Annotated in this window: 17 protein-coding genes and 2 pseudogenes; 7 read left to right on the plus strand and 12 right to left on the minus strand. The window is 52.2% G+C overall.

Annotated features, from left to right (window positions below):
• Positions 1-6: 6 nt before the first annotated feature.
• Positions 7-540 carry a TetR/AcrR family transcriptional regulator gene (locus ACZ1HV_RS10705; protein WP_472718057.1) on the minus strand — a complete coding sequence of 178 codons (534 nt, stop codon included), beginning with the start codon at positions 538-540 and terminating at the stop codon, positions 7-9.
• A 179-nt stretch (positions 541-719) separates the two neighbouring features.
• On the opposite strand from ACZ1HV_RS10705, the gene ACZ1HV_RS10710 reads away from it, so the two are divergent.
• The 5 genes and pseudogenes from ACZ1HV_RS10710 (at position 720) to ACZ1HV_RS10730 (ending at position 5,579) form a co-directional block, all read left to right on the plus strand.
• Entirely contained in the window at positions 720-1,694 is a 975-nt protein-coding gene (locus ACZ1HV_RS10710) for a zinc-dependent alcohol dehydrogenase family protein (protein WP_472718058.1), read from the plus strand.
• Positions 1,695-1,736: 42 nt separating this feature from the next.
• The gene (locus ACZ1HV_RS10715) at positions 1,737-2,366 is read left to right on the plus strand and encodes a glutathione S-transferase family protein (RefSeq protein ID WP_472718431.1); all 630 of its coding nucleotides are present in this window, start codon (positions 1,737-1,739) and stop codon (positions 2,364-2,366) included.
• 89 nt (positions 2,367-2,455) lie between these two features.
• Positions 2,456-3,121 (plus strand): annotated as a pseudogene (locus ACZ1HV_RS10720) (integrase core domain-containing protein).
• Positions 3,122-3,246: 125 nt separating this feature from the next.
• Positions 3,247-4,344 carry a DUF6493 family protein gene (locus ACZ1HV_RS10725; protein ID WP_472718059.1) on the plus strand — a complete coding sequence of 366 codons (1,098 nt, stop codon included), beginning with the start codon at positions 3,247-3,249 and terminating at the stop codon, positions 4,342-4,344.
• 305 nt (positions 4,345-4,649) lie between these two features.
• Positions 4,650-5,579, plus strand: coding sequence for a LysR family transcriptional regulator (locus ACZ1HV_RS10730; protein WP_472718060.1), 930 nt, complete (start codon positions 4,650-4,652; stop codon positions 5,577-5,579).
• A 70-nt stretch (positions 5,580-5,649) separates the two neighbouring features.
• On the opposite strand, the gene lhpI is transcribed toward ACZ1HV_RS10730, so the two are convergent.
• Both lhpI and ACZ1HV_RS10740 read right to left on the minus strand, forming a co-directional pair.
• Positions 5,650-6,624: a bifunctional Delta(1)-pyrroline-2-carboxylate/Delta(1)-piperideine-2-carboxylate reductase gene (gene lhpI, locus ACZ1HV_RS10735; protein WP_472718061.1), complete on the minus strand. Its 975-nt coding sequence runs from the start codon at positions 6,622-6,624 to the stop codon at positions 5,650-5,652.
• Positions 6,617-7,864: a Zn-dependent hydrolase gene (locus ACZ1HV_RS10740; protein ID WP_472718062.1), complete on the minus strand. Its 1,248-nt coding sequence runs from the start codon at positions 7,862-7,864 to the stop codon at positions 6,617-6,619. Before ACZ1HV_RS10740 ends, lhpI begins: the two co-directional genes overlap by 8 nt.
• Positions 7,865-8,378: 514 nt before the next feature.
• Between ACZ1HV_RS10740 and ACZ1HV_RS10745 the strand changes: the two genes are divergently transcribed.
• A complete protein-coding gene (locus ACZ1HV_RS10745; protein WP_472718063.1) occupies positions 8,379-9,467 on the plus strand; it encodes a TRAP transporter substrate-binding protein in 1,089 nt (362 codons plus the stop codon).
• A 212-nt stretch (positions 9,468-9,679) separates the two neighbouring features.
• On the opposite strand, the gene ACZ1HV_RS10750 is transcribed toward ACZ1HV_RS10745, so the two are convergent.
• Both ACZ1HV_RS10750 and ACZ1HV_RS10755 read right to left on the minus strand, forming a co-directional pair.
• Positions 9,680-12,829: an efflux RND transporter permease subunit gene (locus tag ACZ1HV_RS10750; RefSeq protein ID WP_472718064.1), complete on the minus strand. Its 3,150-nt coding sequence runs from the start codon at positions 12,827-12,829 to the stop codon at positions 9,680-9,682.
• A 4-nt stretch (positions 12,830-12,833) separates the two neighbouring features.
• Entirely contained in the window at positions 12,834-13,973 is a 1,140-nt protein-coding gene (locus tag ACZ1HV_RS10755; RefSeq protein ID WP_472718065.1) for an efflux RND transporter periplasmic adaptor subunit, read from the minus strand.
• A 157-nt stretch (positions 13,974-14,130) separates the two neighbouring features.
• Here ACZ1HV_RS10755 and ACZ1HV_RS10760 point away from each other — a divergent pair.
• Positions 14,131-14,421, plus strand: a pseudogene (locus tag ACZ1HV_RS10760) (DDE-type integrase/transposase/recombinase); the annotation flags it as partial.
• A 149-nt stretch (positions 14,422-14,570) separates the two neighbouring features.
• On the opposite strand, the gene ACZ1HV_RS10765 reads toward ACZ1HV_RS10760, so the two are convergent.
• The 7 genes from ACZ1HV_RS10765 to ACZ1HV_RS10795 form a co-directional block, all read right to left on the minus strand.
• Positions 14,571-15,002 (minus strand): cysteine rich repeat-containing protein, encoded by a 432-nt coding sequence (locus tag ACZ1HV_RS10765; RefSeq protein WP_472718066.1) that lies wholly within the window; start codon positions 15,000-15,002, stop codon positions 14,571-14,573.
• A gap of 800 nt (positions 15,003-15,802) precedes the next feature.
• A complete protein-coding gene (locus ACZ1HV_RS10770) occupies positions 15,803-15,985 on the minus strand; it encodes a hypothetical protein (protein WP_472718067.1) in 183 nt (60 codons plus the stop codon).
• A gap of 558 nt (positions 15,986-16,543) precedes the next feature.
• A complete protein-coding gene (locus tag ACZ1HV_RS10775) occupies positions 16,544-17,233 on the minus strand; it encodes a Crp/Fnr family transcriptional regulator (RefSeq protein WP_472718068.1) in 690 nt (229 codons plus the stop codon).
• Positions 17,234-17,686: 453 nt separating this feature from the next.
• Complete coding sequence (locus tag ACZ1HV_RS10780) at positions 17,687-18,022, minus strand: oligopeptide/dipeptide ABC transporter ATP-binding protein (protein WP_472718432.1); 336 nt, start codon at positions 18,020-18,022, stop codon at positions 17,687-17,689.
• 136 nt (positions 18,023-18,158) lie between these two features.
• Positions 18,159-18,314, minus strand: a complete 156-nt coding sequence (locus ACZ1HV_RS10785; protein WP_472718069.1) for a hypothetical protein — start codon at positions 18,312-18,314, stop codon at positions 18,159-18,161.
• Between the two features lie 270 nt (positions 18,315-18,584).
• Positions 18,585-19,166, minus strand: a complete 582-nt coding sequence (locus ACZ1HV_RS10790; RefSeq protein WP_472718070.1) for a DUF1349 domain-containing protein — start codon at positions 19,164-19,166, stop codon at positions 18,585-18,587.
• Between the two features lie 174 nt (positions 19,167-19,340).
• Positions 19,341-21,320: a beta-galactosidase gene (locus ACZ1HV_RS10795; RefSeq protein ID WP_472718071.1), complete on the minus strand. Its 1,980-nt coding sequence runs from the start codon at positions 21,318-21,320 to the stop codon at positions 19,341-19,343.
• Positions 21,321-21,369 lie beyond the last annotated feature (49 nt).

Genomic DNA, 21,369 nt, shown 5'->3' on the forward strand with positions numbered 1-21,369 from the left:
TGATCGTTAAGTCAGAAATCCGGACTTCATCACTGAGGCCAATTCCTTATCGACATTTGTCGCTGTCGGAGCTCCCATGCGCATCCAACGCATCATCGCCCCCTCCACAAGGCCATGAGCCATGGCCGCCATCATTTCAACGTCGCCTTCGCGAAAGACCCCGTCATTCATAGCCTCCAGATACATGTCTTTGATCTGACTTTGTATGAGCTCTCCGGGTAAAGAACCGTCTTCGTACACTACATCTGTGGTCATCGAGAAGAGGCGTAACAACTCACTTCGATCCCTGGCGACCTCAAACAGTCCTTCACAGATCCGATCAAGACGCTGCGGATATCTACCGCCAGCATCCCAATCAGACCTCATGCGATCGACAAACTCGTCCTCAATCTCTCGCAACATCGCTCTAAGCAGAGAGATCTTGTTTTCGTAGAACCGATAAACGGTGCCTACCGCGATGTTTGCTTCTTTCGCGATGCTGGCAATCGAGACATGCTCATAACCCCGATGTGTGAACTGATGCAGCGCAGCTTTGTGCAAAGCTGCTCGCTTGCTCTCTGGGTCACGTGTTCGTTTCGATGAATTGCTTCGATTTTTCATAAATGAATTGTATTCATTAGCGTTGACAACGCAAGACCTCGCACCATATGACTACTAGTGAATTAAATTCATTAACACCTTGCATCCTTATCAGAACCTCTAAACACGAGGATTGAAACATGAAAAAAGCAATCTACAGACAACATGGAAACGCGGCCGAGGTCATTGAGATCGTAGACGCAGAGCCACAAGCGCTGGAGCCAGGCCAATCGCGGGTCAAAATCCTCCGCTCCCCAATCAATCCCTCTGATATCGTGCAGATTGCCGGCCAATACGGGATACAGCCAGAAATACCTGCGGCAGCTGGCATGGAAGGGATCGGTGAAGTTATTGAAGTCAGCGGGGACGGTCACGAAATCGGAACGCTGGTGCTTCTTGCCGACCCTCCCGGCGCGTGGGCGAGCGAACGCGTATTCCCAACAGAGGTACTGGTTCCGGTTCCGCGTGCCAATATCGATCAGCTTGCCATGCTGACGGTCAATCCGGCGACCGCTTACCTCCTGCTCTCAGAATATGTCGACTTAAAAGAAGGCGATTGGATCATTCAAAGTGCGGCAAACTCCGCTGTTGGCCGATATGTAACACAGCTCGCAAAGTCACGAGGCATCAAAGTAGCCTCTGTCGTCCGGCGGGAATCAGCAATTACGGATGTGAAGAATGCGGGCTGCGATGCTGCATTCGTGGACGGCCCTGACCTTGCTAAACGCGTGGAAACTGAACTCGACAAAGCACCGGTACTTGCCATCGATGCTGTAGCCGGAGACGCATTTGGCCGACTGATCTCAACTCTCGCCCATGGGGGCACAGCTGTAAGTTACGGCGGCATGTCTGGTGAGCCACTCATCATTACAGATGGCAACATTATTTTTAACAATGTCTCCGTTCGGGGGTTTTGGCTTGTCAACTGGTTTACAAATGCAGGTCCGGAAGAAATCAAACGTGTCTATGGCGAACTGACCGAGCTTGTTCTCAGCGGCCAGCTGAATGCTCCAATCGACAAGGTCTTTACACTCGATCAAATCACCGAAGCTCTTGCCCACACTGTTGCTGGCGAACGTTCCGGCAAGGTCCTCCTGGCCCCCAACGGAATTTGATTTTCTGCTAGGCCAAAAAAGGATAAAGCCACGACACTCACTCTGTTTCATACTCCCGGGACACGTTCCGTCCGCGCTCGATGGCTCATGGAGGAAATGGGAGTTCCCTATGACTTGAAGACATTGGTCTATGACGGGGAGTATTTCGCTTCCGAGGAGTTCCGGAAAATCAATCCGATGGGCAAGGTTCCTGCATTTTATGATGGCGACACGCTGATCATTGAATCGGTCGCTATCATGCAATACGTCATGAACCGCTATGGACCAACAGAGTTGGACGTTCCTGCGAACGATACTGAATACGCTACGTATCTTCAGTGGCTACACTTCGGTGAAAGCGGAATGTCCGGTTACATCGCTGTCTCATTTGGCCACACTGCGCAGGTCGATCCCTACAAGGTATCTGAGGAATTCGACGCTTACTGTCGGTATCAGGTCGATAAGGCGGTCGAAATGTTGGAGACACGTTTGCTAGATCGTGAGTTTATTCTGGACCGCGGTTTTAGTGCTGCCGACATCTCGACCGGCTACGCCCTGATGTTCGCAGCGGTATGCATTGGAACGACTTACCCATCCAAAGTCTCGGACTATCTGAGCCGCATAATGGCGCGGCCTGCGATGCAGCGTGCTCTGAACGGCATTCCCGCAGAACAGTTGTCCATGATCGCGTGAAGCCAAGGAACAGGGCCGTTCTTAAGTGTGGCCTTGATCCTCCCCTTTGAAGTGATCCGCCGTTATGTTTCGGAAAACGGGGGATCAAAGTGGTTACGAAACGTCACAAGCCAGAAGAAATTGTCTCGAAGTTGCGGCAGGTTCGCATTACCGAGCAGATCTACTACCGTTGGCGCAAGCAATATGGTGGGATGGGTACCGACCAACTGAAAGAACTCAAGCGCCTTCAGAAAGAAAATGAACGGCTGCGCAAGGCGGTCTCTGACCTGACCCTGGACAAGTTGATCTTGTCGGAGGCCGCCAAGGGAAACTTCTGAGCCCCGCCCGTCGTCGCGCCTGAACATATCCGGGAGTGCCTGGCAATCCGAGTGAAGCGAAAGCTCAATTCCACTGAAGTGATTGATCTGCAGACAGATCTCTTCATTCTTCGGGGTGTTCCAGACTAAATCAGATCGGACAATGGGCCGGAGTTCATTGCTCAAGCGATCAGGGACTGGATCAACGCTGTGGGGGCAAAGACCGCGTACACTGAACCAGGTTCGCCGTGAGAAAATGGATATTGCGAGAGATTCAACGCCCGCTACAAGGATGAGCTGCTGGACGGAGAAATCTTCTACAGCCTGAAGGAAGCACAATTCCTGATTGAACAATGGAGGAAACATTACAATACCAAGCGCCCACACAGCGCCTTGGGCTACCGACTACCGGCACCGGAAACCATCGTCCCGATAGACCACAGGCCAGTCATGCACTAACGATCAAAACGGACCACTCAGATGGGGCTGACCACCGAAACTAACCAACAACAGCAGCCCAAATGCCAGTAAGAAAGTCAGCGCACTGACGCGCCAGCGCGGTAAGTTCTACGAAGGAAAGCGAGATGACTGCCTCCCCTACCCCGGATCAGTTGATCGATATCGTTCGCAACGGGACTCCCGCCGATTGCATCGCCTTTCTGGTCCAATATGAAGCGGTAACAAGGCGGCGATTAGCCGACACTGCCGTTTCATTGTTCGCCGCAGATATCGCGGCTTACTTCAGGAATCCCAGCCCTACCACTTTGCGAAAACCAGACGCAGCCCGAGTGGCCGTTCTTGCCACTGGATCGCTTGAACATGTCCTTCTGAGTGATTGGCATGTCATCCCTGAACCGGAACTCTTGCTTAAAGTGTTCGATACATTTCAACCTGAGTGGACAGATGCTTGGGTGGGACAGGTCTTAGATGAAAACCCATACATCATGCGGTACCTGCACTGGCTATGGGAAGCTGGTCTTTGCGAAAGGCCACGGTCGGACAGTTTCTTCCACGGTCTGATCGTTACGCCTCTGTTCTTGCATTGGCCAATTGCAACATCAGCCTTGCGCGCCAAACCCTCGCTGAAAGATCCGCGGTTTATCACAACTTCGACCAAACAATCAGAATTAGTCAACGATCTTTGGCGTTTCTTCGAGGTCAAAGGACGAGGTGAATTCTCCTTAGGATATCTCGATCACGGTCTTACTTGGCGTCGAGACTTTATGGAGCTCTGCGAGGCTGGACACATGCCTCGTGAACGATTGATGGACGCATCACTTTCTGCTCTCAATCGCGGCTTTAACCAAAGAGAAGCTCAGTTCTTTGCCCGCCTTTACAAAGATCTAAATCCGACGCCAGAGGAACAACACACACGGCGTGACACGCTATTAGCGCTTTTTGGTAGTGAGATACCTTCTACTGTTTCTTTTGCGGTAAAATCCATCAAGCAGGCGAACAAGCATCATCCAATTTCGGCGACAAGTTTGATCAGGGCCCTAGAGCCGGTTTTTGTGATGCAGAACAAAGCGGTTGTTTTGTCAGCGATTGGCCTTGCAAAAGATGCCGTCAAACGCGCGCCTGACACAAAACAAGCTGCAATAATAGCTTGTCGGCAGACACTAAATCACAAGAATATCCGTGTTCAAGAAGCGGCTTCCAAGGCGCTAGAAGGTTGGTCTTGAGGTTGGCCTTGAGCTGACGCATGCTTGCCAAGGCTTCTGACTGGGCAGCCATGCATGCACTCAATCAACTCATTGCCCGCGTCTCCGTGAATTGCGACCTGGCTCATCCGTTTCCCTGAATGCAGGCATTTAGGGTCTGGCTTTGTGCCTGCTTTTGTGGGTTCGATAAAACGGATTTCTAGAGTCCACCAAGTTCAGGAATCCAACGGGCAACCATAGGCAATGCCTATACTTCGCATACTGGTTTTCTATCAAACTCGGACTATTCTGATCTTCAGAATGAAATGCAGGGACAATTTGGACCAATGGAAACGGAAGAACAGGAGCTGAACTGGAACTTGTTTCGGGTCTTCTTCGTGATTGCGGAAGAAAAGGGGATTACCAAAGCGGCAAACCGCCTTGGCCTGCGTCAGCCCTCGGTGAGCAGTTCGCTGCAGAAGCTGGAGACCCAACTCGGGTGCCAGCTTGTCTTCCGTGACAGCCGGAGCTTTGAGCTGACGTTGCGCGGTGAAAAAGTCTACCAGGAGTGTAAAGAGATTTTTCTTTCCACCGAACGCATCCAATCTCTTGTGCGTGACGCTACCGCAGAGGAGCGCGGTGAACTCAACTATCAGATCATCAGCTATCTACACTCCTCGCTTTTGAATGAACTGTTTCGTCTCTATCATCAGCGGTACCCTTCCGTCATGTTCCGCGGGAGTGTGCAAAACAGTCAGGACATTCTGGAGAACATATTGAAGGGCAACGTGTCCATCGGCATTTGCCTACTGCCAAAGCCGGTTGCAAACCTGCCGTCCATCAGGCTGTTTCGGGAAGAGTTCAAGGTCTATTGCGGCGCAGAGCATCCTTACTTTGGTCGAGAATCCATCAGTTTGCGGGACCTTCGGCAGGAGCCTTTCATATCCTTTTCCTGTGCTTCGGGAGCCAGCGGGCTTGAACCTATGATCGATCTGCGCAATCGGGCCAGAATTGGTGAAAGAACTACGGGCGAAAGCACAAATTTTGAAGAGGTCCGACGGATGATTGTCGCCGGATTGGGTATTGGAATCTTGCCCTATCTTGCCGTGAAGGACGACATAGACAATGGAGTTTTATGGCCGATCGATATTTCAGATGAAGCCATCGGGGCCGACGTTTATCTTGTGCATGCGCTAGAGCAGGATTTGAAACCGGCAGAGCTTAAGTTCGTTGAGCTGCTCAAGGAATTGAAAGACCTTTATCCGGATCTTGAATAGTTAAACTCTTCGTTGCCGTGCACAAACATCACGTATGCCGAGAACAATCGAAAGATTGGGCGATCTAAGCTTAAGGTGAACCGGCGTTGCTTTGTCTGGTAACTGTGTCCACCTGTGTAGCCGCCGCCAGGTCTTCAAGGGACACACCTGCGGATTTAAAGACGGTGAAACAGGTGTCTGACGTTCGGCCAGGGTGTTCACCACGGCAAAGGGCTCTAAGATCGGCCTTTATGTCTTCTGGCCGAAAACGCCCAGTTTCTATGGGTTGTGCAAGATCTCCAGCCAGGGTTGCTCCTGTACAGTCATCGACAAACACTTCGGCCTGGCTGATCGCCTCATCGTCGCTTTCGCGCATGTCAGTTCTAAATGCGCCGATTAAGTCCAAATGTGTCCCGGGCTTAAGCCACGCTCCGTGAACAACAGGCTTTCGAGAGGCTGTCACGGTCGAGATGATATCCGCTTCTTCGCAGGCGCTCTTCAAATCCGTGACTGCTTCAGCCGGCAGTCCGGCGCTAGCAAGCTTTTGTGCAACCTGCAGCGCTTTCTCCGAGTTACGCCCCCAGATAGAAAGCTTTGTAAGGGCACGGACAAATGCATAGGATTCACCGACGGAGTGTGCCAACTGGCCAGTGCCAACGATAAGATGGTGCCGAGCATTTTTTCGAGCTAAATAGTCCGCAGCCAACGCGGAAGCGGCTGCAGTTCGGCGGACCGTTAGTGCATCACCATCCATAATGGACTGCAGCTTGCCGGTCTGCCCGTTGAACAACATGTATCCGGCATTGATCGTGGGCCTCCCCTCGGAGGCATTCCATGGGAAATAGGTCACAACTTTCACACCAACTGTGTCACCAGGCAACCAGGCTGGCATAATCAACAGCGAACCGGATTCGCTGTCCTCCTTGCCTGCCGGTGTCGGGATCGACAGTACCTGACGATCCGGGGCTACAACCTTCCCGGCCGCAAACCATGTGCGCAGTTGCTCTATCAACTCTGGCCACTGCAACGCATCTTCTACGGCGTCATGGGAGAGAAAATCAGTCACGATCAGCCCTGCCGACTACCGCGTGAAACAGGACGTTCAATCCGGCGGCGAAGTCCTCAGGCTCGCAATACTCTTCGTTGTTGTGTGTGATACCATTCTTGCAAGGGGCAAAGATCATTGCAGTGGGACAGTGTAAAGCCAGATGGTACGCATCGTGACCTGCCTGGCTGTGTATGTCACGCCAGTTAAACTCCATGCGAATTGCCTGTTCTCGCAACCCTTGGACAAGTTCTGTATCAAAAATATCGCCTCCCCACTGCCACTCGTCCTCAATGGTGGCGGTGCAACCGGTCTTGGCAGCACTTTCAAACAATGCGCGCCGCATCTTTTCCGCCATGACTTTCGTCGTGGTTAAATCTGGGTGACGAACGTCACACACGGCCTCGGCAGTATCGGACAAAATTCCGGGTTTGTTGGGCCAGGCGATCAAGCGTGCACCAGTCGCCTTTCCGTCATAAACCGCAAATTCCCAACCAATATCATCGACGCAGGTCAGCCATCGAGCACCGGCGACAAGGGCATTTTGACGAAGGTTCATTGGCGTTGGGCCAGTATGTGCTGTGCGGCCGGAAAACGACGCCCTTATACCATGGCTCGGATAGCCGCCAACGACAATACCGACATCGCGCTGCTCCGCATCCAGGATAGGGCCCTGTTCAATGTGAAGCTCATAGTATGCATCTATGTCGCCTGCTTCGCAGACTTCCGGTCCGGCGTAACCGATACGTTCCAGCTCGTCCCCAAATCGGCTCCCGTCATCACCAATCCGATCCTTGGTCCAAGCGGCAGAGTATTTGCCCACGAAGCAGCCAGACGCGACCATAGGCGGAGAAAACCTCGCACCTTCTTCATTGGTCCAGTTCACCACAACAATCGGCCGTTTCGTATAGTGGCCGGCATCGTTCAGCTGGCGAATGACTTCCAAACCGGCAAGAACGCCAGCAATGCCGTCAAAACGCCCACCGTTGATCTGGGTATCGAGATGGCTGCCTATGAGGATCGGGGCAAGTGAATTGTCAAGACCGTCCCGGCGCGCAAAAATGTTGCCGATTTCGTCTACCGACACAGTCAGGCCTGCGTCTTTGCACCAGGCGGTGAAAACATCGCGCATTTCGCGGTCACTGTCGGACAGCGCCAGTCTTGAGAGCCCGCCCGGTCGGCCCTTGCCGATCTTCGCGGAAGCTTCGATCGTGCCCCAGAACCGGTCGATATCGACACGCATGTCAGCGGAGATGCCCATGATTTTCCTCGTGATTTTTCTAACTCTTTGACCTGACGGGCAATCTCACCCCGGAAAATGATATTGCCCTCTCCAATTTCAGCTGGGCAAATAGCCAGAACCTATGTGACACAAAGCGTTCAGATATAGATTATTGAACTGCGATATAGTCGATTTCGATATCTTACGACAGCGGTTAGGGTTTGATGGCAACGAAGGCGCGTGCGGCGGAGTTCGGCAGCTACATTGCGACCTCCGCTTTTAAAGAGCCAGGACATGGCTTTACCAAGCCTAGCAAGTCCCAAGGTCGCCAACGACACATCGACAACCTCCCTCATCAATCCTCCCTTTCCATAAACAACGCAGCTGTAGACCTTTCACAATTCGGCTAGGCCTGAATCAAAAGCTACCCCCTGCGACCGCTATCGAAGACATAGTTCCTGGCTATTTGCCTGCGTCCTGCAGCTGGGAGAAAAATAGCACTTGGCCGGGAACCAACGTGTTCCACCAAACTGCGAAACCTGAGGGGAAAAATATGGATCGCCGTTCATTTTTAAAAAATGCCGGGCTGGCTGGCACCGGTGGTGCGACGTTGCTTGCAGCTCCAGCCGTCGCTCAAGAGCGCAAAGAATTCACTATTGTGTCGAGCTTTCCGCGCGATTTTCCAGGCCTCGGCATGTCAGCACAGCGGCTTTCGAAACGGATAACAGAATTGTCCGACGGTCGCCTTCAAGCCACATATTATGCGGCAGGCGAAAGAGTGGGCGCATTTGACGTCTTCGATGAAGTCGCGTCCGGAAACGCTCAAGCCTATATATCAGCTGACTACTATTGGGTTGGAAAAGATCCTGCCTTTGCTTATTTCACTTCTGTTCCGTTTGGGATGACCATGCCGGAGTGGAACGCTTGGATCAAATTCAAGGGAGGACAGGAACTCTGGGACAAAGTTTCTGGAAATTTCGATCTAAAAGCTCTCCCGTGCGGTGGCACAGGCACGCAAATGGGCGGCTGGTTCAACGTTGAGATTGAATCGGTGGACGACCTCAAAGGCCTAAAAATGCGCATCCCAGGTCTTGGCAGCTCTGTCATGTCGAAACTGGGTGTGTCCGTGGTGTCTTTACCCGGAGGACAGATCTATGAAAATCTCGTTGCAGGTGCGATCGATGCCGCCGAATGGGTTGGCCCCTACAACGACTATTTCATGAAATTCTACGAAGCTGCCAAGTACTATTATATGGCTGGCATGCATGAGCCCGGTGGCGGCAACTCGTTCGGGATGAACAAGGTCTGGTGGACAAGCCTAACCGAATGGGAAAGAACTGTCATCGAAGCGGCCTGTATGGAAGAAAATGCCGCTATGAACGAAGAGTTTCTCGCCAACAATGGCATCTACCTGAAGAAACTTGTCGAAGATCACGGCACACAACTCCGTCAGTTTAACGACGAAACCTGGGACGCATTCGGTGAAGCGGCCATAGAAGTGATTGAGGAAAATCGCGGGCAGTCTGCGCTCACAGCAGAAATTGACGACCACTACCGCGCAGCCCTTGCCGAACTTGGACAATTCCGAAAGGGCGCTGAGATCACCTATTCAAATCAAAGAAACAGAGTACTGGGTCTTTAAGACTTGATCCCGGAACCTTTCTCCCCAGAGGGTATCACTAGACCCTCCGACTAGGAGGCGAACCTTGGTTCGCCTTTTTTGTTGTGCCGCTACGTGTGTACCGGAAACTTGTTTTTGTAAGTTTCAACGCAGTCTAAGATCACAACATTTCTGCGACTATGACAGACACTTGTGAGTATGCCGTCGGTTGAGACTTAGCTGTCTCGGCCGCTTCAGATCGAATTGGCCTGCTCTTCCTTTCCATCTCCCGCCGGTGCTCCGTGTACCTTTTCGCGGAACCATTGGGCCACAACGTACAGCGCTGGAATGAAGAAGACGCCGACAAGTGAGGCTGCGATCATGCCGCCAAATACCGGGGTCCCTACGCCTTTTCGTGCCAACATGGAGGCGCCTGTCGCGACAACCAGCGGGAACAGGCCTGCGATGAAGGCAAAGCTGGTCATCATCACGGCACGGAATCTTGACCGCCCGCCGTCTATTGCGGCATCGATGATGCTCATCCCTTCCGCGCGGCGGTTCATAGCAAATTCTACGATCAGAATTGCGTTCTTGGCCGCGAGAGCGATCAGTACCACGAGCCCGATTTGCGCATAAATGTTGTTGGCGAGCCCAGCTATCAGCAATGCCGACATCGCACCACAGACCGCGAACGAAACTGACAGCAAAACGATCAACGGAATCGTCCAGCTTTCATACAACGCTACTAGGAATAAATAGGCAAAGAGAACGGCCAAACCCAAGACAATCGGAGTTTGGCCAGCCGCTGCGATTTCCTGTTGTGCGGTACCTGTCCAATCAAAGCTATAGCCTTTGGACAGCGATTTTGTAGCAAGTTCTTGCATCGCGGTGATGGATTCACCCGAAGATACGCCTGGGGCGGGGTTGCCGGAAATGGTGACGGACCGATAGTTGTTGTACCGCACTAATTTCTCTGGGCCGGTCGTCAATTCTGTCGTGGCAACAGCCCGGACAGGGACCATTTCACCCTTGTCGTTGCGCACATGAATACGGCCGACATCTTCGATGTTCTGTCGGAATTTTTCCTCAGCCTCCAGATTCACCTGCCAAGTCCGGCCAAACAGGTTCATGTCGTTGACATAATAGCCCCCCATTGAAACCTGCAAGGCTTGGAACAGCGTGCTGACGTCGACACCCAGAGTCTGCAGCCTTTCGCGGTCAAGCTTCAGGTCCAATTTAGGGGTGTTGGCCGAAAATGTCGTATAAACACCTGTCAAACGCGGGTCGCTGTTGGCTCCGGTAATCAGCCCTTTGGCTGCGGCTCCCAGTTCAAGCGGGCTGCCGCCCTGCAAATCCAGAAGCTGGAATTCAAACCCTGCGCCGGTGCCCAGTCCCGAAATTGGAGGTAGATTGAACGGAATTCCAATGGCCGATTTCAACGACGCCAGATGCCGGTGAGTATAAGCAATCGACGCATCTACAGAAAGCGCGGGGTCGGTCCGGTCTTCGAAAGGCTTCATGATGGCGATCATGAAGCCCGCATTCGACTCTGTTAGGCCATCAAGAATGCTGAACCCAGTGACCGTCATCACATTCTGAACGCCCGGTGCATTCTTTAGAATTTGATACGTTTCCTCCATAACATTGGCCGTGCGATTGACCGATGCACCTTGAGGTAATTGTATTTCAACAAAGTATGCGCCTTGATCTTCGGTCGGCAAAAAGCCGGACGGTGCGATCTTGAACAAGGTACCTGCGCCAAAAACCGCTACGGTCAAGAAAATCAGTCCAAGTACGGCGCGGCGTGCAAAAATCCCGGCAACGACGGCATAGCCGTCACGCGCATCGTCTATTCTCCGCGACAGCCATGCCAGGGGTCCCTTCCTGGGCCCCTCATGCCGTTTCAACAAGATCGCACACAACGCAGGACTGAGCGTCAGCGCATTGAGCGCGGAAATCAACATTGAGAACGAGACGGCGACCGCAAATTGCTGAAACATTGCACCGGTGATACCAGGTACAAACGCAACCGGGACGAAGACGGACAACAGCACAAAGGTAATCGCCAAGATGGGGGCGGTGATCTGCCCCATCGCCTCCGCTGTGGCGTCAGCAACTGATAGGTCAGGCCGCTCCGACATGACCTTTTCGACGTTTTCCAGAACAACTATCGCATCATCCACAACGATACCGATTGCCAAGACTAGCGCTAGCAGCGTCACCGTATTTATTGAGAATCCTAGCGCCAGCATGAACGCCAACGCTCCGATCAGCGAGACCGGAACCGCGATCAGAGGGATCAGAGCCATCCGCAAGCTGCCCAGGAACAGGAAGACAACGATGACAACCAGACCGAAGGCTTCGATCAGCGTCCACAAAACCTCATCAATACTGGCTTCGACGAAATAGACGGAGTTATACGGTATTTGCCATTTCACCCCATCAGGAAACGAAGGCTCGAGTTGCTCGATGGCTTTGCGCACTTCTTTGGCCGTGTTCAGGGCGTTTGCGCCGGGTGTCAGGTAAACACCAATCATGGCGGTCGGGCTGCCGTCAAATTGTGCAAAGGAATCCTGAGACTGCGCACCCAGGTCGACGCGCCCGATATCGCGCACATAGATGAATGAACCGTCCGGATCAGCCCGAACGACGATGTTTTCAAATTCCTCGATTGTGCTCAGACGTCCTTGCGTCTGAATGTTCAACTGAAACGCGGGATCTTCCGTCATTGGTTGCGCACCAACTCGACCGACAGCAGCCTGCACGTTCTGGGAATTCAGGGCATTGATCACATCTGATACGGCCACGTTCAGGCCGGTCATGGTATCAACGTCCAGCCATATTCTTATCGAATAGTTTTGAGCCCCGAAGATGGTCGCGTTGCCGACACCGGGCGAGCGTTTGATGCTGTCTAGCAGGTTGATGGTTGCGAAGTTCGACAGATAAAGCGTGTCATGCTCGGGATCGTCGGATGTGATTGCGATTGCTTGCAGCAGGGCCGTGGATTGCTTTTGCGTAATCACACCTGCGCGCACCACTTCGTCGGGAAGGGATGCAGTAGCCAGCGCCACACGGTTTTGCACGTTGACGGCATTGATATCCGGGTCGGTTCCGGGCTTGAACGTGACCTGCAGGCCGTAGCTGCCGTCTCCACCGCTGGTGGACTTCATGTAGAGCATGTCGCTGACGCCAACAATCTGCTCTTCAATCGACTGCGCGACGGTACTTTCTACAACCTCGGCGCTCGCCCCGGGATAAAAAGCCGAGACTTGAACGGTTGGCGGAACGATGTCCGGCAGTTGCTGAATCGGCAGACGCGTGAGCGAGATCAAGCCAGCTAGCGTGAACAGAATGGAAATTACGATCGCAAAGCGCGGCCTGCGAATGAAAAGACGCGAGATCATCCGCTTATTCCTTGGCTGACTGTTGGGAGCTGTCGGCGGTCTCGGTCGTGACTTCCATGCCGACACGCACCTTCTGAGAGCCCTGAGTGATGACCTTGTCACCCGCCTTCAACCCATCGGTTACGACAGCCTGTGTGCCAGTAACTTCGCGCGTCTTAATCGGCGTTTTGGCAACTTTCCCATCGGTTCCGACCGTCAGTACAAAGTAGCCACCCTGGTCACTTTGCAGGGCGTCAGCCGGAATGATCAATGACTTTTCATCCGGGCTGTCGATGACGCTGACACGTGCTAACTGATCGTTCAACAGGGCTCCATCCGGGTTAGGGAAAATACCTCGAACAAGCACGGTATCAGTGTTTTCCTGGACCGTTGTATCAATGACAGCTACTTTGCCTTTGCTTTTGTAAACCTCACCGTTCGCCAAGATGAGTTGCAACGCAACTTCGCCGCTTTGAAGGTTTTCACCCTGTTTCTGGAAATCCAGTAGTTGCGCATTTGAAACCGGGAAGGTCACATAAATTGGGTCGATACTGGACAACGTCAGCAGCGTACCGCTCTGCGGGTTCACAAAAGCTCCGGTGCCTATGCTGGTCAGCCCAATCCGACCGTCGAAGGGCGCGGTGACTTTTGTGTAGGACAACTGGATTTGCGCATTCTGTAAACTGCCTTGCAACTGCATGATCAGACCATTTGCCTGACCCTGTTGCGCTTCCGCCTTTTGTACGACCGATTCGGAGACATCACCGCGTTTAAACAGCTTTTGTTGACGGTCCAATTGAATGTCTGCAAGCTTCTTCTCCGCCTTTGCCGATTCAATCTGACCTTGGATCTGTGTGACGTCCGCTTTGTAGGAATCCGATTCAATCTCTATCAGGACTTCGCCCGAGGCGACTTTTGTCCCATCCTTGAAATTCACCTTTTCGACGAATCCCGCCACACGGGCAATGATGTCCACCGAGTTCACCGCCACGACACGACCAAGATAGGTATCGCTATAAGTTACCGACTCAAGCTTTGCCTCAGCGACAACAACTGACGGTTTTGGAGGCGTCTGCGCCTGAATTGACGTCGAAATCAGAACAACTGACAGGATCGTATAGATCAAAGTTCTGCAAAAGCGGTGACCAATTATGATAAACGACATTTCAAAACCTTTGCAGAATCCCAAACTTCATTCATCCCGTATCAAGTCAACTAACCAATCTCAGGTTAGAAGACTGAAAATCATACAAAATTCGTGCCTTTGCTGCCGAACCGACACAGCCTTGGATGGAGTCGCCAACACCTGATTGTTTGATTGCAAGCTGCGTTCCTCTAGTACTGCGCAGCGACAACTCATGCCCAACGTTGAGTACGGCTCCCGCAAAAGCTTGAACAATCGGGCGGAGAATTCTCACTTGCCGTTCCGAAAACGAGAGCGGACGCAACAAGGCTTCCGATCACTCGGTTCCCTGCAACACTTCGTGTCGATATCGTCTGCAATCCCTGATCACTTCGTTCGGACCCAATCCAACCGCTCCTCTTCTCAAATTCGAACCTATCGCTGTCAGGCCATGCTTGAGTTGAAGTCTGCGGCCGAACAAATTACGTAAAAACAGCCGTAGTCTCGCGCGCGACTAAACCTTAAATAACCTGACGACACCGTGGTTACGACTTCACCAAGCCGCCGATTGATTGTGAACCGCGATTGGAAAGACACGCCGGTTGGCTAGCCAGGTCATGATCCGTATCGCCGAAGAACTTATTGAAGGTCTTCCTTTGCCTGCGAAAAAGCCTCCTTGCAGTCGGGCTGCAGCTTGTCCATGCTTTTGGTCAGACACTGGGCGATACGCCCACCACCAACAGGAACGCCGTCGCAATGCTCATCGATATCTGCATGGCACTGCTCGACTACATAGTTGACGGTATTCAGGATAATCGACAACTGCAGCAGGCCTGCCTCGAAGGCGATTTCACATTGCTCAGAGAGCTTGTCGTTGTGAGCCATTAGGCAGGCTGCAATTCTTCCCCTGCTTGGTGTTACGCTGTCACAGTATTGAGCCAGCTCCTGCTTGCACTCTGCACCAATAACTTCAGCAACAGACTGCTGAGCGGAGACCGGTGCAATTGGCAGCAAAAGCACCAGAGAAAACAAAGACAGCTGGGCGGCAAAACCAAAGATATTTGCGGTCACTTGAGACCCTTTCACAATTCAGAATTAGAACGGTCGTCGGGGCAAAGCTCCCCAAATTGGCGAAAAAAGAAACAGCAGACAGGACCACAGGGGTTCCGATCAACAACGCGGCATTGGTGGACCTAAGGACCACTACAATAGTACCAGTAGCCCTCTGTCAGCGTAGAGTTGGTCCAGGTCCAGCACAGCGAGGGGTCCGGCGGAGGAGGTGGGGTGTTGGCTGCGACAACTATGATCGCGCCCATCGTCACGCCAAACGCAACGGCCCCCCAACGAGCCCCTCTCCAACCATACGGGCGGGTCCTGACGTCGACGTGAATATTCACGTTTCGGTTGCGATCTACGTTGATGTTCGTGTTTTTATTGCGGTTAATGTTGGTATTGCGGTTAACGTCGGTGTTACGATTAATATTGGTGTTGCGATTAACATTTTTGTTGTGGTTCACATCGTGACCACCAACTCGCGCCCCTCGGCTACGGGCGCTACCGCCCCCGCGCCTTTCGGCCAGTTGGATATAGTCCGTTTTCGATGACAATGCCGGTGATTTTTTCCAGCTATTTCCAGCTGAAAAATCGGAAGCCAAACCATGTGCGCTGCCAGAGCTAGCCGCAGATCCTATTAGAAATCCGGTCGTCAGAACGGAGATCAAGCACAACCTCATAGACACTCAGTTTTTCCTTTCTTTTAAGCTTGGCAATCTCGTCAAAGTCCTGTCGCACGATCGTCGATCTTCCCATGGGTATTCTTCAATTCGTATGACACCTGCGTTCCAAACAGGACCCTCTTTTGGCCCACAAAATCATGAGGCGCGCTCGTTGCCCGCTGGCACAAAATCAACGTTTTGGCGCTGTCTGAGTGTCAGAATGGGATACTCAAGCGCATTTTTCCGCAAGGCGCTTTGGTTCTCCGTCTGATGGCCAAAGGCGGAGATTACAAAGGGTGCGCCGCTTTCCGACATGACAGTTACACCAACAAAATTCATAAACTGGCTCCTTCAGCGCAATCAAAAGAGACTTCCCTCTATGACGCTGGTCTGAAGCTTTCTCGCGACATAGGGGTACTAGTTGAGGGCAAAAGGTAGGGCTCCGGAGCATTGATACGCTGTCTGTGCGGCCAAGAATGCTAAGAAATTGGCATTCTCGATCTTAGTACGAGAAATTTTGGACCAGAATTTATACTCAGCGATAAAACACGCAATACAGTCTAAACAATAGGTAATCTAAAATATTAAACTGAGACTCTAACAATGACTAATAGATATTAAAACCACTCAACCTATGTATAGCATTTTTTTATAAAATTTCAGATATGACTCCATAAAAAATAATAAATAGATCGACTTTCGACGAGAAAATGCAATCTATAATAGCAAATTGCAGCGCGGAAGTGATCCGTTCCAATTGTTAGGCTGTGCTCGCAAGCCTCGAACTCAGAGACGCAAAGCGGTCATACTTAGAAACGCAGCGATTTCTGCGACAGAATTGCGAGCAATTGCATCGATGAATTCAATGGTACGGGCGCTTGTTAGATAGTGCTCTTTCTACGAAGAAGTCTCAGCTCTGGCAGCATCAATCCAATCAGACAGAGCTTTGGCGTCGGGAATTTCGATGGCGCCATACTTCAGTACGATCATCCCTTCCTGCTCAAGCTTCTTCAGCGCTTTACCCACTGACACTCGGGACGCCCCAACGGCGACCGCCAACTCGGACTGGTTCCAATGTAGTACGCCGGAAACTTCAGATTCTTCAGGCAAATTCTTCAACAACAGTGATGCTGTAAAGGCGGTTAGATTTAACAGACGGATATCGTCCACGATGCTAAATGCCGTATTCAAACGATCTAATGCCATCGGTAGAATTGCACCAGCGATTTCCGGGCGCCTTTCCATCAATGTCAAAAAATCCGCCTTATTGACAAAGCCAATCGTCGTTTTGCCTGAAGCCACAGCGTTCTGGGTCCGTTTGCGCCCGGTAAGCACACCTATGATGCCAATGACATGGCCTGCACCCAACGCAGCCAGCATGACTTCTTTGCCGTTGGGGTCTATGCGCCCCACTTTGATAGCACCTGAACGTACAATGAGCAGACGATCTCCGTCATCGCCGCTTGAATGAATCATCTGACCATCTTGAAAGGTGCGGCGACGTTCTATCGCTTCGATTTCAGCCTGAACTTCAGAACTGAGCAGATCCACGAATTTAAGGCTACCGTGATCCAATAATCCAGTCATTTCACCCTTGTCCTTAGAACGAGCCATCGAGCACTGTTGTTTCAGAAAAAGAACTCATCATGCAGAAACTCCAGATATCAGCGTCGCGGTAAATTAATTCGCAACACGAGTGAGATTGTGGATTAGGCTTCAGATCTGTTATTTGTTTTGCTTTGGGGGTTTTCCGTCGAGGGTTGGTTTCACCGATCTGTACGCACTCATCTGCCGCGCTGGTATGCGGGCAGAAGTGCTCCATTGGGTTTCACAAGGCCGGACGGTGAAATGACTCGAAGCGAGCTCGCGTGCTAGAGGTTCATCCGTCAACCTTCGCAGTCTCGTCCACCCCTGCGTTCCCTCTCAGGATGCCGCCAGTTGGTCAACCGTGAGGCTTTGCTTCTGGCAATCGATTGTTATGTCAACTCACACCTCGAACAAAGTCCCGAGACGCACAATGGCTTCCGGCCGGTAGCTTTCTCAGATCCGGGGAGAGCCGAGTATCGGTGTCAGGTCTTCGCCTAACTTTGCAGCGCTTGGTGTTGAACGGAGCAGACCGCGTGTGTAGGGGTGCGATGGATTGTTGAACAAATCATCCGTTCTGGCCTGTTCGACAATCCGTCCCGCATACATAACCGCAATTCGGTCTGCGACCTGTTGAGCAACAGACAGATCATGAGTAGTCAGGATCAGTCCCATCCCCGCATCCGACTGGAGTTTTTTGATGAGATCGAGGACTTGCGCCTGAACGGTCACATCGAGAGCTGTTGTCGGTTCGTCAGCAATCAGGAGTTTCGGATTGAGCGCCACCGACATGGCAATCAAAGCACGCTACCGCATTCCACCTGAGAGTTAATGCGGGTAATCGAACGCACAAAAAATAAGATGACCAGTTCAGGCCTTCCAGGGGATACCGTCAAGTGTGGACGGTTCGCAGACGGTCGGCTATGCCTTACTGACAGCACAGAGCAGCAATGTTCTCTTCGCCTCGTGGGCCTGCCAGAACAATGCGGATTTTTTCTACCGATAACCGACGCCGGATCTCACGCAAGATACCCTTGATAACACTGTCTGCCAGTTCTTTTCTCGGCCCGGACTCACGTCTCATCTTCGCTCCTTGATCAACTACGATGAGTCCAAAATTCTCCTCTATGCAATCACTTCAATTTGCCCCATCAGTGCTGAAGTCAGGCACATTTGAGGTTTAACTTAAAAAACCCAATACCGCCGCTTGTTACGTTCGGCGCGATTCAATCTGATCCGACAGCCGGAAACGACCAACACTATGAGGCTCGGCCAATATTGATTTTCGAAAGGCATATCGCCAAGCTAACCATGTTGAGTTCACCATAGCTACCTAATCCTTTGGAAGTGAACACTAGCTGCCGTCTCTGATGTCCGTGACGACGTTACGACTGACCTGCGGATTTTGGAACCAGACCTCCATTCCGCCACCGCTTGGTGTCTGTGCCATCAAGCCCAATTCAAGTCTGTGGGCTTCTGGAATTCTTGCGTACCGAACCAGCCGCCAGGTCTCGTCGGCGGTTTGAAAATGCCACGACACAGTGTTTCCAATTTTGCTCACCCGAAACCTGACAGGCATCTTGAGATCGGGACCGTTGCAATCATCTGAATAGTCTGTTGTGACAACCGAAACAGCCATGATTTCGCCGGTCGGCGCGCGCTCTGCCAGAAATTTCACCGACCATTCATCGCCGCAGCGCAGGTAAAAACCCGCTGCATCGAAAGTGTACTCCAAAGAAGAATCGAGCCCGACGACAACGCTGAAATCTGTTTCCGGTATTTGCAGAAAGAGGACGGGAACGTTTGAAGTTGCCGGTTCGCCGCCAGGGTCCTTGAATTGGTTGGTTTCTTCTTCGACACGAACCCGCACTCCATCGGTTTGCAATTGCCAATCCATGAGGTTTTCGTTTTCAAGTCTTGCTATTTCCGTCATCATTCCATTCTCTTTCAACCTGCCCGACGCTTGGCATGCGGCAATCCTGAACCGGCCCGCGACCGCTTTGAGCATTATTGAGGCGATGCCGTTTCGGCGTGCTCCCTCTTTCCGGGCTTCAATACTCTTTAACAAAGTCCGTGATCAGGAGACGCAGAGCATGCCTGAATTAAAAAGCTAAATCTGGAGATATCTGACGCCTGCCGGCTCAATCATCTGACTGCCGTTTTCACCAAGCAAATCGGAGATCTCAGCCCGCTGCTGACCATAGTTAAAGACAAACCGCGTGTTGCCATTTTCTCTTACTCGTACGTCCGCTGGCAGATTATGCCAGGTCACACCTACTTCGGTGAGCCTTGACCTTATCAATCCGTCAAGCCCTACATCCGAAAGCCGGCCGGCAACATAAGTTACCGGTCCACAACGAACGATTGCCGGCCAACCATCTTCGGTCTCCTGGTCAACGTCCACACCATGTCCTGTTTCAAGGAATTCACGCCAACCCTCGAAACTTTTGCCGTCCTGAATTGGAATAGGAAACCCTTTTGGCCGTGTTTCGACCCGTCGAACCTTTATGTCGATCAGACTCTGCAATTCACCGGGAGCGAGATTGGGAGGAATTGCGAATTCTCTTGTCTTGGCACCTGTCCAGGGGCCTGCGAGAACGTGAGCGCCACAGTATTTCAAAGCGGATGCAAAGTCGGCATCGATCGTCATAAGCATCGGCACCAGAACCAGTTTTCGTTCCTGAATTGCCTCGGCCGTCGCCGGGACAACATCGACGTTCACCCCTGTTCGTCGCAAGGCTCTATAGTATCGAAAGACCGTGTCGAAGTGGGATACATCGGCACCGTGCGGCTGATAACCGAGCATCCACTGGCTTTCATAGTCAAACACGAGGGCAACATCGGCCCTGTTGTTGCTTGGCGCTGCCTGCAGTTCTTCAAGTTCCGCCGACACCTGCTTGCAAAGGTCGTACCCAAAGTTCGGCCGCCCATCGGGCAGCAGCAACCCTTCATGCATTTGCTCTTGTCCAAAATGGGGCTGCCGCCAGCGGAAAAAGCTGATCACTTCAGCTCCTGCGGCAAAGGCTTCCCAGATCCAAAGGCGACCTGCACCCTTGTGCGGATTGGGATTGTAGTTACCCCAGTTTATGGGACCATAGGGTTGTTGTTCCATGACCCACCAGCGACCGTTGGGCGATCCGTTTCGCAACTGACCGCATGTGCGGTAGAGGTCGTGATGGAAAGCACCGAAATCCGGATCGCCGATGCCGAAATATCGCTCCAAAAGCTCCGGATCGCCGATTTCCCGGCTGAGAAAGCCAAGCGGATAGGTATCCCAACTCGCGATGTCGAGATCCTTACTCAACTCGTAGTGGTCAAAGTCGAAAAACTTGCCCATGAAATTGTGGGCGACGGCCCGTCCCGGCGAATGCTCGCGGATGATTTCGGTTTGCACCGCATTGAAGGCCGCGACCTGGTCCGAAGAATATCTATGAAACTCCAGCCGATGAATTGGATTGGTTTCGGTTACCGCCCCTACGGGAAGCTCCACCTCATCGAAACTTCGATAGGTCATTGACCAGAAAACGTTTTTCCACGCTTCGTTCAACTTGTCGACCGAACCATACTTGCTTTTGAGCCAGCCACGAAAGCCCTGCAACGCTGAAGCGGAATAACTCAGAACTGTTTTATGGCAGCCATATTCATTGTCGGTTTGCCAGGCAACAATGGCATCGTTCTTACCAAACCTGATTGCCAGTTCCCGAACGATCCGCGCGCATTCGTTGCGATACTCGAGACTGCTGAAACAATAGTGCCGCCGCGCACCAAACCCACGCACCTGCCCCTCTTTGGACACCGGCAGCATGCCGGGCAGTCTGTCGACAAGCCATTTCGGCGGTGTTGGCGTGGGCGTGCCGAGGATCACCTTCAGCCCCTCGGCCGCGAGGACGTCAATCGCCCTTTCAAGCCAGTCAAACTGATACTGACCCGGTTCCGGTTCAAGTGTAGACCAGGCGAATTCACCGATCCTGACGAAGTCTATCCCGCCTTCCCGCATCATCTTCGCATCGGTTGGCCATCGGCTTTCAGGCCATTGCTCCGGGTAATAGCAAACGCCAAAGGCCTGTTTGGACAAAGGATCTGTCGACATGTTTTTTCCTCTCGTGCGCGCACGGGTGAGATGCTTGGATTGATTGGTA

The organism is Roseibium sp. JB4-4 (assembly GCF_055693425.1).

Coding starts and splice junctions, on each gene's coding strand:
- ACZ1HV_RS10780 (WP_472718432.1), bottom strand. CDS start 18,022: ATGTCGGTGGCGCTCAATCCGAAACTCCTGATTGCTGACGAACCGACA.
- ACZ1HV_RS10710 (WP_472718058.1), top strand. CDS start 720: ATGAAAAAAGCAATCTACAGACAACATGGAAACGCGGCCGAGGTCATT.
- ACZ1HV_RS10775 (WP_472718068.1), bottom strand. CDS start 17,233: ATGACTGGATTATTGGATCACGGTAGCCTTAAATTCGTGGATCTGCTC.
- ACZ1HV_RS10770 (WP_472718067.1), bottom strand. CDS start 15,985: ATGAATTTTGTTGGTGTAACTGTCATGTCGGAAAGCGGCGCACCCTTT.
- ACZ1HV_RS10790 (WP_472718070.1), bottom strand. CDS start 19,166: ATGATGACGGAAATAGCAAGACTTGAAAACGAAAACCTCATGGATTGG.
- ACZ1HV_RS10795 (WP_472718071.1), bottom strand. CDS start 21,320: ATGTCGACAGATCCTTTGTCCAAACAGGCCTTTGGCGTTTGCTATTAC.
- ACZ1HV_RS10785 (WP_472718069.1), bottom strand. CDS start 18,314: ATGAGACGTGAGTCCGGGCCGAGAAAAGAACTGGCAGACAGTGTTATC.
- ACZ1HV_RS10750 (WP_472718064.1), bottom strand. CDS start 12,829: ATGATCTCGCGTCTTTTCATTCGCAGGCCGCGCTTTGCGATCGTAATT.
- ACZ1HV_RS10725 (WP_472718059.1), top strand. CDS start 3,247: ATGACTGCCTCCCCTACCCCGGATCAGTTGATCGATATCGTTCGCAAC.
- ACZ1HV_RS10730 (WP_472718060.1), top strand. CDS start 4,650: ATGGAAACGGAAGAACAGGAGCTGAACTGGAACTTGTTTCGGGTCTTC.
- ACZ1HV_RS10740 (WP_472718062.1), bottom strand. CDS start 7,864: ATGGGCATCTCCGCTGACATGCGTGTCGATATCGACCGGTTCTGGGGC.
- ACZ1HV_RS10755 (WP_472718065.1), bottom strand. CDS start 13,973: ATGTCGTTTATCATAATTGGTCACCGCTTTTGCAGAACTTTGATCTAT.
- ACZ1HV_RS10745 (WP_472718063.1), top strand. CDS start 8,379: ATGGATCGCCGTTCATTTTTAAAAAATGCCGGGCTGGCTGGCACCGGT.